This window comes from Sporosarcina pasadenensis (assembly GCF_047228845.1).
In the GTDB taxonomy this organism is placed as follows: domain Bacteria; phylum Bacillota; class Bacilli; order Bacillales_A; family Planococcaceae; genus Sporosarcina.
On sequence record NZ_JBFEGM010000005.1, the window covers coordinates 17,783 to 30,420 of the forward strand.

Sequence of the window (12,638 nt, forward strand, 5' to 3'; positions counted from 1 at the left end):
GGTAATACTGTTGATTTCCGCTCCAGGCGGACGCTTTCCGCGGGCGGTCCGTGAGCCAATCGAACAGCGAAGGGTTCGATTTGCCGTATTTCTGCGCACTTTGCAGAAATTAAGGCATCCTGCTCCCTTAGGGTCGCACAAAACATTGCTCCTAACGCTACGCTTTTGCTCGCAAAAGTCGTTCTTCGTGACGGCTTTCGTAGGAGTCGCCGCCTTCCTCTCCAATCAACGGAAATTGCCAAAGTCACCATTAGAAGTATAAACAAAAAACTGCCCAACTCGTGCCGTGGCTCATCCTTTTCTTTTCAAGATGCCACCGACCCTTGAAGGACAGCTTTATTCAACAAATTATTCCGTTACATTCTCAATTATTGCTGCAATACCCTGACCTACCCCAATACACATTGTTGCTAGTCCATATTTAACATCCTGTTTTTTCATTTCATAGAGTAGGGTTGTTAGAATTCGTGCACCGCTCGCCCCCAAAGGATGCCCAAAAGCGATTGCTCCACCATTGACGTTTACTTTTTTATCGTCTAATTCTAACTGGCGTATACACTCAAGCGCTTGAGAAGCAAAAGCTTCATTCAATTCAACAAGTCCAATGTCATTTGTAGATAGACCTGCTCGTTCAAGTGCTTTTCTTGAGGCATAAATTGGTCCAAGTCCCATTACAGCGGGTTCGAGTCCTGCTGTTGCCCCAACAACATATTTCGCAAGGGGGGTAAAATTCAGTTCTTTCGCTTTCTCGGCACTCATTAGAAGCAAAGCGGACGCGCCATCATTGACACCTGAGGCGTTGCCTGCAGTAACGGTGCCACCTTCAAATATCGGTTTCAGTTTACCAAGCTTTTCAAGCGTTGTATCTGGTCGTGGATGTTCATCCTGATCCACAGTGATTTCGTTCCCTTTCCTGTCTTTATAGACAACCGGGACGATTTCTTCAGCAAAACGATTTTCTTCTATTGCTTTTTTTGCACGTTGCTGGCTTTCATAAGCAAATAAATCCTGACTTTCTCGTGTTATCGTATACCGTTGCGCGACGTTTTCAGCTGTCTGTGGCATCGTATCTACACCATACATTTCTTTCAGCTTATTATTCGTAAAGCGCCAGCCGATTGTTGTATCTTGTAATTCCATATTGCCACGCGGAAATGCTTTATCAGGCTTTGCCATGACAAGAGGTGCACGCGTCATGCTTTCCGTTCCGCCCGCAATGTAAATATCACCATCACCAACTGCGATTGCTCTTGCAGCGTACATAACAGCGTCAAGCCCCGAACCACAAAGACGGTTAATCGTCGTACCCGCCACTTCGACAGGAAGACCCGCTAATAAGCCGGACATTCGAGCTACATTTCGGTTATCTTCCCCAGCCTGATTAGCATTTCCGAGGACAACTTCTTCGATTTTCTCTAGGGGCAAGTCGGAATTCCTTTCGACAAGTGCTCTTATAACGACCGCTCCTAGATCATCTGGACGTACGTCTTTTAACGCCCCATTATATCTTCCAATTGGTGTACGGACAGCATCTACTATGACTACTTCTCTCATTTGGGAACCAACTCTTTTCCAAGTGTATAATCGTATACGCCTTTACCGCTTTTCCGACCAAGGCGGCCAGCTTTTACATATTGCTCCAAAAGAGGCGCAGGGCGATATTTCTCTCCAAGCTTTTCGTGTAAATATTTTAAGTTATTCAGACGTGCATCAAGTCCGACCAAATCCACGAGTTCAAACGGGCCCATCGGGTAATTCAACCCAAGCTTAATCGCTTTATCAATTTCTTCTGGTGTTCCAAGCCCTTCTTGCAGCATGTAAAATGCCTCGTTGCCAACAAGTGCGCTAATCCGGCTTGTAACGAACCCTGGAAATTCATTAATGACGACCGTTTCTTTCCCCATATTCACGGCCACTTCTCTAATTATTTCTGCCGTCTCATCACTTGTTTCCAACCCCCGAACAATTTCGACAAGCGGCATTTTATGTACCGGATTAAAAAAGTGCATAGCAATTGTTTTTTCTGGACGTTTACCAAATGAGGCAATCTCTGTCGGACTCATCGTAGATGTATTCGTTGCAAAATAACACTCTTTCGAAGCGTGTTCTTCCATTTCTTCAAACACTTGTTTTTTAATGGATGCTAATTCAGGTACGGCTTCAATAATTAAATCAGCGTTTCCTGCTACTTTTGCTAGACTATTATCGTAGTTTAGTTTTTGGCGTGCATGCTCAGCTGTGTCCGCCGAGATTTTTCCATACTTCATTCCTTTTTCAAAAATAACTTCAATTTCATTCTTTGCATTTTGAAGTGCAGTTTCATTAATATCGACTAATGTAACTGAGTACCCACCAAGGGCACCGACATAGGCAATCCCTCTACCCATCACGCCGGAACCGACCACAACTATACGATTAATCATCAGTATCCCCCCTTGTTATGATGAAAGAATACGGACAGGAAATCATACTTCCCTGTCCGTCATTTTTACTAATAGATATAATTCTTTAACCTTGAAGAGTGTCGAGACCTCATGTACTTACGCTTTTCTTTTGTCTAGCTCCAGGCGCCAGCCCCTCGGAGGCTCACAGGATGTGAGTCATACAGCCGTTGCCGCAGGACGCGGCGTACTTAGGCTGTGATCCCTGAAAGTCGTTTTGCTGTGGTGGCTGAGTTACACGTCTCCTCGTGCCTGCAAGGAGGCAGGTATGCAGTCGTTAAGGCTCGCAGGATGCGAGTCATGCGACCGGTGCGACACGATGTCGCGAACTTAGGTCGCCTTCCTCTAGGACGTCGCGATCTTAGACTGCCTTCCTTTACACTTATGCCAGTCTGGGCTAGACGGCGCCTTGCGCTTTTCTTATAGCCCAAATGGATTTACTGGACGGCTGCCAAAGTACGACATGATGCTTTTCGTTTCAGTGTAAAGGTCAAGCGATCCGATTGACAGCTCACGGCCAAATCCGGATTGTTTATAGCCACCAAATGGCGTGCCTGGGAATGCTGAGAACGGCGTATTGATCATAACGATTCCCGCTTGAATTTGGTTTGCAACACGTTTTGTAGTTGCAGTATTTGTTGACCAAACAGAAGAAGCTAGACCGAAATCCGTATCATTCGCTAATGCAATTGCCTCTTTTTCGTCTTTAAACTTCGAAACGACGACAACAGGACCAAAGATTTCTTCACGAACAACTTTCATGTCTTGTGTTACGTTTCCGATTATTGTCGGGGCATACCAAAATCCGTTTTCGAAGCCTTCTGGTTTCAATTCCTTACCACCCGTGAGGACTTCAGCGCCTTCATCGATTGCAGACTGAACATACATTTTCACTGTGTCCAACTGGTTTTGATCGATAACCGCACCTATATGTGTTCCCTTATCAAATGGATTCCCAAGGACAAGTTTTTCTGTTTTTGCAATAAACTTCTCCACGAACTCGTCGTACACATTTTCATGAATATAGATACGTGAACGCGCATCACAAGATTGACCCGTGTTATTAAATGCACCATAGAGTGAACCATCGACCGCCGCATCAATATCTGCATCCTCAAACACAAGGCTTGGTGATTTCCCGCCAAGTTCCAGTGTTACGCGTTTTACTGTTCCTGCTGCTCTTGCCATAATGTCTTTTCCAATTGGTGTAGAACCTGTAAACGCAACTTTATTTACTAGTTCATGTTCCACCAAGTAGTTACCAATCTCGGAACCAGATCCAGGTACAATGTTAACAACGCCCGCTGGTACGCCTGCTTCATGACAAATTTCTCCAAGAACAATAGCTGTAAGTGGCGTTAGTGAAGCCGGCTTAATAACGACCGAGCATCCTGCAGCAATAGCCGGCGCAATCTTCCAAGCAGCCATCATAAGTGGATAGTTCCACGGAATAATTTGCGCGCACACACCAAGTGGTTCTTTTTCTGTGTAGTTATGGAATTGTCCAGGTACGTTGTTTACAGATCCACCGTGTCCAACGATAGCGCCCGCATAAAATTCAAAGTCTTCAATTGCCTGTGCAATCTGCCCTTTAGCAGCTGCAAGTGATTTTCCTGTGTTTAAAATTTCCAATTCCACAAGTTCAGTAAATCGCGAGCCCATAATTTCCGCAATTTTGTTTAATACACGGGCACGACGTCCTGCAGGAGTTATTTTCCACTTCCCGTTATCAAATGAATCTCTTGCAGCCCGAACAGCTTTTTCAGCGTCTTCTTTCGTCGCTTTTGCTACTTCGGCCAGTAGTTCACCAGTCGCAGGATTGTAAATCTTTGTGCGCTCCCCACTGCTGCTATCTACTTGTTCACCGTTAATGAATAGTTTGTAGTAGTCACGCTTCATTGCTTCTCGCTCTGTTGTTCCTTCTTGAATTGTTGTCATTGAATTACTCCTCCTATTGTCCTGAGTAGACAGGTTGTCTTTTTTGCATAAATGCGTTAACGCCTTCACGATGATCCTTTGTTAGACCCGCTATCCGCTGTCCTTGGGCTTCTTGTTCAAGATAGTCTTCAAAAGAGAGTGAAGATGTTGCCTTCAAGGAACGTTTGATCAACCCAATTGCTTTCGTTGGCAAAGCTGCAAGTCGTGCTGCGAATGCGGTAACATCTTCTTCCCATGTATCTACTGGAATCAATCGGTTCGCAAGGCCCATTTCCACTGCCTCAGCAGCTGGTACTTTCTCTCCTAACATGGCTAGTTCCGTTGCTTTGGCATGCCCTACAAGTTTTGTCAGGTAATAGAGATTACCGGAATCCGGAATAAGACCGACATGTACGAAAGCGTTTACAAAACTGGCGCGTTCGGAAATAAGTCTGAAGTCACACGCAAGTGCAAGGCTAAAACCAGCTCCAGCAGCAACGCCATTTACAGCTGCAATAATCGGTTTTTCACAATCTCTTAGTTGCTTTATCATCGGACCGTAATGGTCTCGTAACACTTGACCATGATCCATGTTCTCATCGACCTCTGATAAATCCTGTCCGGAACAAAATGCCCTTCCTTCACCCGTTATGACAATGCAACGAACTTCATCATCATTGGAAGCGGATTTGACTGCATCTTTCACTTCTCGGTTCATCTGTGCGATAAAAGCATTCAATTTGTCGGGGCGATGTAAATAAAGCCATGCAATTCCTTCTTTAACTTCATAGCGGATCGTCTCAAACATTGAACAACCTCCTTACTTCCCCTGATAATCGGGTCTTCTTTTTTCCACAAAAGCGTTCATACCTTCTTTTTGATCCTGCGAAGCGAATAGTAGATAGAAATTCTTCCGTTCATATTGCATTCCTTCATACAATGGATAATCCACTGCTTTATTTACCGAATCCTTGATGAGGCGCAACGATAGTGGAGGTTGTTTTGCGAGCCGATTAGCGAACTTTAGTGTTTCCTCCATTAGTAGTTCAGGTGCAACGATTTTGTTTATGACTCCATGTTTAAGGGCCGTTTCAGCAGAAACCCTCTCCCCGGTCCATAGCCATTCAATCGCTTTCGTTCGGCCTGCAAGTTTCGTCAACCGCTGGGTACCTCCTGCACCTGGCATGACGCCCAGACCTACTTCCGGAAATGAAAACTCTGTTCCGCTAGCTGAGATTAATAGGTCACAACATAGAGCAAGCTCGAACCCTCCGCCAAAAACAAACCCTTTTACTGCACCGATTATTGGTTTTTTAATAAGAGCTAAACGGTCCCAATCCGCAAATTGATTCAATAGTTCAAGGCTGATCGGGTCGTCACTTGCCATTTCATCAATATCAGCTCCCGCTGAAAAAGCACGGCCATGGCCTGTAAGCACGATGACTCGAACAGTTTCATCACGATCATATTCTTCCATTGCTGCAACGATTTCACTGACCATCTTTCGATTCAATGAGTTTAACTGACGAGGGCGATTCAGGTATATGACCGCTACGCCGTTTCCCTCTATGGAAGTTTCGATAAATTCGAAACCGGTCATTATGCATCCTCACCAATCATTAATGTAACAAGATTCCCTGCAAACCCCATCAAGTCCTTTCCGGACGCTTTTCCTTCAGGTGATCGTAATCCCTGCTGCAAGTCTTCCAAACTGTCATAATACATCTCGCACATAAGGTAGTATTTACCGTCTCCTCCCATCGGAGACCCAGTGATTTTCGTCACTTTCATTTCACGAAGCCCTGGAATTTTCGCTGTAATCGGCGCATGAACGTTGAAGTAATGATTATCAAATTCCTCTTTGTTTTCAGGGTGTTTGTACAGTGCGATTAATTTAGCCATTTACAATTCTCCTCACTTTACATTAGTGTTGAAACAGGTTTCATTGCCTCAAATACATTTTTACAGCTCTTACAATACAAAATGCTTCTGCACGCAGTCGGGCCGAAAATGTTTTCCATTGTCACATATGTGGATCCACAATAGGCACAATCCACATGCCACGAGCCGTCTTCTTCAAAATGTCGGGGGGGTGGAGCTATTCCAAACGCCCGCAGATTGACATGCCCTGCTTCTGTAATACGATCTGACGTCCACGGCGGATGAAAGACGAATTCGACTTCGACTTCTTCCACTTCTGGTAGTTTTTTTATGGCATCAATCGTATTCTTTTTAATAATCTCTAATGCCGGGCATCCTAAGAAAGTCGGAAGTAGAACAACTTTTACGTTATTCCCCGAGGTGGTGACTTCTTCAACCATACCAAGGTCAATAATGCTTACCGAATCAATTTCTGGGTCTTTCACACTCATAAGTACTTCAAATACTCGCTCAGTGGAAACTTTTTCAGATGTAGCCATACCATTCACCTCTTTTCTCTTTCAGTCACCAGGAAGCCACCGGATCTAACTTGTAAACTTCTGATAGTGTCTGCAGTGCTTCGTCCAAATCTACTGTATGTTCGCCATTCCGTCCGTTATTCGTAGGATTTGCCGGAATCGTCGGTACATCCATTTGTAGAGCAACAAACACTGGTTTGATGCTAGCTATCCAGTTTTCTTTCAATTTTTCCTCACTGTCTATCAGTTTATATTTTTCAATTGCTTGTTTTTGATTTCCAAGAGAGAATACATCTCCAAAGTCATTCATAACGTGAGCAATTGCTTCATTCATTTTCTGTTTTGCGACATCGGTAGAACTCAATAATTGTTTAAACCAAGTTTCCCAATGCAACCTGTGATAATAAAGCTCCATTTTCACTTTTACTGCAGCTTCAGCAACTGGTCTATACGAGCTTTGGACTAACGAATCGACTTTAACTTTTTTTGCTTGCGTGTAAAAATAACTTCTAACAACTTGATATGCCCAGTCATAGTTTGGTGTTTCCATATAATAGCCTTCACCGTTTACTCGCTCTGTTAAAACGCTGTTTCTTCTCTCATTTGCCGGGCGCTTATGGGCCAGATCATCAGCCTTCCCCACCCCTAAATCTTCAAGAAGTTTGTAGTACATAGCTGCATGCCCCATACTGTCTTGGCTAATTGAAGAAGAAGCGACATCTTCCTCAATGTGAGGAGCGAGTCCGAGCCACTCAGATCCCCGATAAGCATACAAGAAATCATCATCCGCTAATTGGAATAACAAGCTTATGATTGCTTCATTGTGTTCCGCGGTCAGTACATTTTCGATTTCGCTCATTTCCGTTTACCTCCCCATGACAAGATTTCTTTTTCATCCAAGATTTCCTGTTCATAGTGACGCCACTTTTTCTTTAGGTATCCATAGCCTTTCGTTGTACGATAATCTTTATTGTCAAGTCTACCAAGCGTCAATTTCTCTTCTGCATCCATCTTTCTAATGTGCTTTCGATTCACGATCCAAATATCAGCAACCGGTTCGCGGCGCATGAAATTTTCCTGTGCCAAAACGAGAGCCATTTCTTCGTTTGGAGCCAGTAAGCTGAATTGGTGCTGGAATGCCGAGCTCGGCGTCCGTTTGCTAAAAACTTCATATTCTTGATAAAATGTTTTCACTTCGGCCATTTTTTCTGACTCCTTTCTTTAATCTACTGTCGCACTAAGTGCATCACGCACCCATGCATTATTTTCATATGAAGACCGGCGTAAGTTCAGGCGTGCTTGTGAACGTGGTCCTTTATTTTTAATAATTCTCTTAAACTCTTCCCAATCTGGTTGTTTGTACGACCATAATCCACTTTCTTTATCGTAACGGAAAGTCGGATCCGGAATTGTTAATCCAAGCGATAAGATACGTGGAATGTATTTGTCAAAAAACATTTGTCTGAAATCTTCATTTGTTTTCGTACGGATTTTATATTTAATCGTTAAGTCTTGCTTCGATGAACCCGTTGTTTCTTTGCTTGCCGGACCAAAAAACATTAGTAATGCTTCCCACCAGCGATCAAGAGCTTCTTGAATCATTGCCTTTTGTTCATCCGTGCCTTCCGCTAACGCCATGATGATTGACTCTCCATGTTGTGCATGAAATACTTCTTCGGCACAGATGCGCTGCAACGCCCTTGCATAAGGTCCATACGAAGCCCCAAGCATATCTGTCTGTGTAATAATAGCTGCTCCATCAACAAGCCAGCCTATGAGTCCAGCATCCGCCCATGTTTTGGTTTCCATATGGAACACGTTATGAAATTTCAGATCCCCATTAAATAAATCCTGCATTAAATCTCCACGATTTTTTCCATATGGCGCTAGTAAGTCCTCCGCAACTCGAAGCAGCAGCTGACCATGACCCATTTCGTCCTGCACTTTTGCCATAATGCCAAGTTTTCGATGAAGAGACGGGGCTTTCGGTACCCACTCTTTCTCGGGAAGTGCTCCCATTATCTCGCTAATCCCATGCATTGAAATAAGTTTAATCAATGTTAGTCTGTATTCTTCAGGCATCCAATCATCCGCTTCAATCTTATCCCCTGCCTCAATACGTTTCATAAAGTGTGCTAACTGTTCCTCATCAGCAGTATTTTGTAAAATCGACATTTTAAATCCTCCTTTGTTGAAGGTATGTAACCTATCCGCTCTTTATAACAGCATTATTACGGTAACCAGTTATATTGTTATATATAAAGTCAGTATAGTGCATTGGTTCATCAAAAGCAAATGTATTCCGACAAGTCTAACTTCTATTTCCGCAAGTAAAATTTAGAATTTAATAAATTTAGTCTCTTATGCTTCCTCAAGAACAATTGGGTGTTGCGAAACTTTAATTGAATCGGTAGGGCAGCCTTCTACTGCATCTTCTAGGTCATCGTATAGATCTTCATCTACCTCACAACTTCCTTGATTATTATCTAAAAGCACAAATGCAAATCCTTCATCGTTATAATCAAAAATGTCAGGCGCACTCGCCCCACACGCTCCGCAGGCAATACATGTTTCCTGATCAACAATCGTGTATTTTGCCATTCGTTCGTCCCTCCTTTTACTTTTCGCAACCCACTTATCATTTATTGACCGACTTTCACTTTCTTGTTCTCTGCTTGTTCCATAAGCGTTGTACTGTGAATCGCTTGTACTTTCGCTGTTGGATCGATGTAAACCTTCGCATTACTGACTGCTGTCGGAGCCTCCCCAAAACCACTTGCAATTAACTTCACTTTCCCTTCATATGTGCAAATATCACCGGCAGCGTAAATGCCCTCTATATTCGTCTCCATTTTTGAGTTGACGACGATACTATTTTTCACAATATGAAGGCCCCACTCGCTGATTGGGCCAAGCGAAGAAACGAATCCGTAGTTGACGATAACATCATCAACATCAACCACTTCTTGTTGATCGCCCTTCACTTGTTCAAGAACAATTTGTTCTAAGTTATCGCCACCAATAAAATCAATAGGCACGAACGGAGTCTTGATTTCAACGGATGAGTTCATTAAGTTGTCTACACTTGCCTCATGAGCACGGAATTTATCCCGTCTATGTACAAGTGTCACTTTTTCAGCGATTGGTTCAAGCATCAATGACCAATCAACAGCCGAATCACCTCCACCGAATATTTTTACATTTTTACCTGCAAACTGATTTACATCCTTTATGAAGTAATGCAAGTTCTTCCCTTCGTATTTCTCCGCTGATTCAAGGTTAAGTTTTTTCGGCTGAAATGCGCCATTGCCTGCAGTAATAATAATGGTCCTTGAAAAGTGAGTTGTGCGATTTGTTGTCAGTTTAAAAATGCCATCCTCTTGTTTCTCTACTTGCTGAACGTCCTGTTCAAGTGTGATCGTCGGTTCGAATTGAGACATCTGATTGATCAAATTATCGACGAGTTCCTGACCACTGATTTTCGTAAACCCAGCGATATCGTAAATAAACTTTTCAGGATATAAAGCAGAGAGCTGACCGCCAAGTTGTGGCAGACTTTCAATAATGTTCACAGACATTTTTCTCATCCCGGCGTAAAATGCAGTAAATAATCCAACAGGACCTCCGCCGATAATTGTCACATCAAAGACTTTTTGATCATTACTCATTAACTACACTCCTTTTTCCGATTAACTGATTTCACTTGCCAGTGTACCGGCAGATATCCCCGCGCTGTGTGTCAGGACAAGTATAACTAGTTTCAAACGAAACGAAGATTATTTGTTATATAAAATACTTTAATACAAAATCGATTCTATGTCAACGGTAATGACTGAAAACTCTCGTTATTAAGGGTTTTTAGTTTATTTATGTAGTATTATTTACCTTTCCACTTATATATAGTATTATTTTCACACTAGCCATATGTCTCAATTTTGTCTGTCGTTCTATTTATGTTTCATGATATTAAATTAATAGAATAGAAAGGATGCTATGGTTAGTTACTTTTCAAAAAACTAATAATGATGAAAGGTGTGGGAAAATGAAAAAACACATTGACGATTTTACTGTCCATGAAGAACACTATGATGAAATTCGTGCCATTATGGAGACAGAGCCATATGCGCAGTTTATCGGCATGAAGCTACTGAATTTCGGACCTGGTACGGCTACAGCCGAATTAGTTCCTACCGAGAATATGGTGAACGCACACAATACGGTTCACGGCGCAATACTATTTTCATTAGCAGATTACGTTTTCGCTGTTGCAAGTAACTCATACGGAAAAACTGCAGTTGGAGTTACAACGACAATGAATTTTATGTCGGCAGCATTTCCCGGCGAAAAAATAACCGCTGTCGCACGTGAAGATAAACGTAACCATCGCCTTGGCTGGTATAATATCGAAGTAAGCAATGAAAGAGAGCTCATTGCAACAATGCAAGCAATGGTTTATCGAAAAAAAGAGTACTTCATTCCAATTGAAGAGTAAGTAAAAAAGAGGTACGGGTTGTCATTCGTGGGAATCTTTACTAGGTATTTGAATGTTGTTTCTTAAAGCACTTAATTACAAATCACAAGGATAAAAAAAGCCCCCTACATCAGTTTAGTTGACTGATTCAGGGGGTGTTTTTCTATGCGGAAGATATCTTCACAGATTATAGTTGTATCCTATTTCTACATTATTTAAGTAACATCCATTTACCATCTTTGACAACAGCCATTACCAAGCTATCCGCGGTTAAACCGTTATGGTCTTTATCAGTAAAGTTGAAGACACCTGTTGTGCCAACCCAGTCTGTAACGTCATTTTCCAAATACTCACGAATCGATTCGCGATCAGTAGCTCCGTTCTTCAGTGCATCGATTACAAGCATCAAGTTATCATAGCCGTAAGAACCGAAGTTTGTTGGCTCACTGCTGTACTTATCTGTGTAATCTTTATAGAAAGATGAAATAACGTCAAATTGGATATCATCCTCTGCAATCTGGTCCGGGAAGAGTAGCTTACCTGTTGGAATAACAACACCCTCTGCTGCATCTTCAGCCAATGTAATAAAGTTTTGATTTGCAATTCCGTGACTTCCGATAATCGGTAGATCAATACCCAAATCACGCGTATTTTTTGCGACTACTGCTGGACCCGGATTGGTACCCCATACAATAATTGCTTCGGCTTTTGCGCTGTTGATTTTTGTAAGTTGCGCACTCATATCCGGATCTTGTGTGTTGTAACTTTCTTTTGCTACAAGGTCAATGTTGTATTCGCCTGCTAGTGCTTCCATCTGTTCAACTCCACTTGAACCAAACGCGTTAGAGTCACTAATAACCCCAATTTTACTGATTTTTTGCTCGTTCAAGTAAATGAAAACACGTTCAACTGCATGTCTATCTGACTGCGGTGTTTTAAATACCCATTTTGCATCTTCAACAGGCTCTACGACATGTGTACTCGCTGCCGCTGAGATCATTGGCACTTGTTGTTGCATCGCAATCCCTTTAATCGCTAGGCTCTCTCCACTGCCTGATGACCCCAAAATTACAAGAACCTTCTCATCATTGATCAAACGGTTCGCTTCCTGTGTTGCTTTTTCTTGGCTTGATTCATCGTCGGCTAAAATAATTTTAATGGGAACCCCATTAATACCGCCTTCACTATTAATCTTGTCTTCAATTAACTTAGTCGCATTCCATTCTGGCTCGCCAAGCGGGCTATTCGGTCCAGTTTTTGAGTAAATAGCTCCGATTTTATACTCACTTACGTTGCCAGAGCTTTCTTCTTTGTCTTTGCCTGAGTCATCGCTACATGCTGCAAGAACCAATGCAGTCATCATAGCCAATAATAATGTTACTAATAATTTCTTCATTTTAATCCCCCATT

The 12,638-nt window shown here is 42.6% G+C and carries 14 protein-coding genes; 1 reads left to right on the forward strand and 13 read right to left on the reverse strand.

Annotation, left to right across the window (positions count from 1 at the left end; genetic code table 11):
- Positions 1-348 precede the first annotated feature (348 nt).
- From AB1K89_RS08330 to AB1K89_RS08385, 12 genes are all read right to left on the reverse strand, one after another.
- A complete protein-coding gene (locus AB1K89_RS08330; protein WP_413054308.1) occupies positions 349-1,554 on the reverse strand; it encodes an acetyl-CoA C-acyltransferase in 1,206 nt (401 codons plus the stop codon).
- Entirely contained in the window at positions 1,551-2,423 is an 873-nt protein-coding gene (locus AB1K89_RS08335) for a 3-hydroxyacyl-CoA dehydrogenase (protein WP_413054309.1), read from the reverse strand. Before AB1K89_RS08335 ends, AB1K89_RS08330 begins: the two co-directional genes overlap by 4 nt.
- A gap of 438 nt (positions 2,424-2,861) precedes the next feature.
- Positions 2,862-4,379, reverse strand: coding sequence for an aldehyde dehydrogenase family protein (locus AB1K89_RS08340; RefSeq protein ID WP_413054310.1), 1,518 nt, complete (start codon positions 4,377-4,379; stop codon positions 2,862-2,864).
- Between the two features lie 13 nt (positions 4,380-4,392).
- Positions 4,393-5,166 (reverse strand): enoyl-CoA hydratase-related protein, encoded by a 774-nt coding sequence (locus tag AB1K89_RS08345; protein WP_413054311.1) that lies wholly within the window; start codon positions 5,164-5,166, stop codon positions 4,393-4,395.
- A gap of 12 nt (positions 5,167-5,178) precedes the next feature.
- The gene (locus AB1K89_RS08350) at positions 5,179-5,958 is read right to left on the reverse strand and encodes an enoyl-CoA hydratase/isomerase family protein (RefSeq protein WP_413054312.1); all 780 of its coding nucleotides are present in this window, start codon (positions 5,956-5,958) and stop codon (positions 5,179-5,181) included.
- Complete coding sequence (locus tag AB1K89_RS08355) at positions 5,958-6,260, reverse strand: EthD family reductase (RefSeq protein WP_413054313.1); 303 nt, start codon at positions 6,258-6,260, stop codon at positions 5,958-5,960. The genes AB1K89_RS08350 and AB1K89_RS08355 overlap by 1 nt, the downstream gene beginning before the upstream one ends.
- 17 nt (positions 6,261-6,277) lie before the next feature.
- Positions 6,278-6,778, reverse strand: coding sequence for a 1,2-phenylacetyl-CoA epoxidase subunit PaaD (gene paaD, locus AB1K89_RS08360; protein ID WP_413054314.1), 501 nt, complete (start codon positions 6,776-6,778; stop codon positions 6,278-6,280).
- A gap of 25 nt (positions 6,779-6,803) precedes the next feature.
- Positions 6,804-7,616, reverse strand: coding sequence for a 1,2-phenylacetyl-CoA epoxidase subunit PaaC (gene paaC / locus AB1K89_RS08365; protein WP_413054315.1), 813 nt, complete (start codon positions 7,614-7,616; stop codon positions 6,804-6,806).
- Positions 7,613-7,960 (reverse strand): 1,2-phenylacetyl-CoA epoxidase subunit PaaB, encoded by a 348-nt coding sequence (gene paaB, locus AB1K89_RS08370; protein ID WP_252502198.1) that lies wholly within the window; start codon positions 7,958-7,960, stop codon positions 7,613-7,615. Before paaB ends, paaC begins: the two co-directional genes overlap by 4 nt.
- A gap of 18 nt (positions 7,961-7,978) precedes the next feature.
- A complete protein-coding gene (paaA, locus tag AB1K89_RS08375) occupies positions 7,979-8,932 on the reverse strand; it encodes a 1,2-phenylacetyl-CoA epoxidase subunit PaaA (protein ID WP_413054316.1) in 954 nt (317 codons plus the stop codon).
- 186 nt (positions 8,933-9,118) lie between these two features.
- Positions 9,119-9,358, reverse strand: coding sequence for a ferredoxin (locus AB1K89_RS08380; protein WP_413054317.1), 240 nt, complete (start codon positions 9,356-9,358; stop codon positions 9,119-9,121).
- Positions 9,359-9,399: 41 nt separating this feature from the next.
- Positions 9,400-10,425 carry an NAD(P)/FAD-dependent oxidoreductase gene (locus AB1K89_RS08385; RefSeq protein WP_413054318.1) on the reverse strand — a complete coding sequence of 342 codons (1,026 nt, stop codon included), beginning with the start codon at positions 10,423-10,425 and terminating at the stop codon, positions 9,400-9,402.
- Between the two features lie 374 nt (positions 10,426-10,799).
- Between AB1K89_RS08385 and AB1K89_RS08390 the strand changes: the two genes are divergently transcribed.
- Positions 10,800-11,249 carry a hotdog fold thioesterase gene (locus AB1K89_RS08390; protein WP_413054319.1) on the forward strand — a complete coding sequence of 150 codons (450 nt, stop codon included), beginning with the start codon at positions 10,800-10,802 and terminating at the stop codon, positions 11,247-11,249.
- Between the two features lie 190 nt (positions 11,250-11,439).
- Here AB1K89_RS08390 and AB1K89_RS08395 read toward each other — a convergent pair whose 3' ends face one another.
- Positions 11,440-12,624, reverse strand: coding sequence for an ABC transporter substrate-binding protein (locus AB1K89_RS08395; protein WP_413054320.1), 1,185 nt, complete (start codon positions 12,622-12,624; stop codon positions 11,440-11,442).
- Positions 12,625-12,638 lie beyond the last annotated feature (14 nt).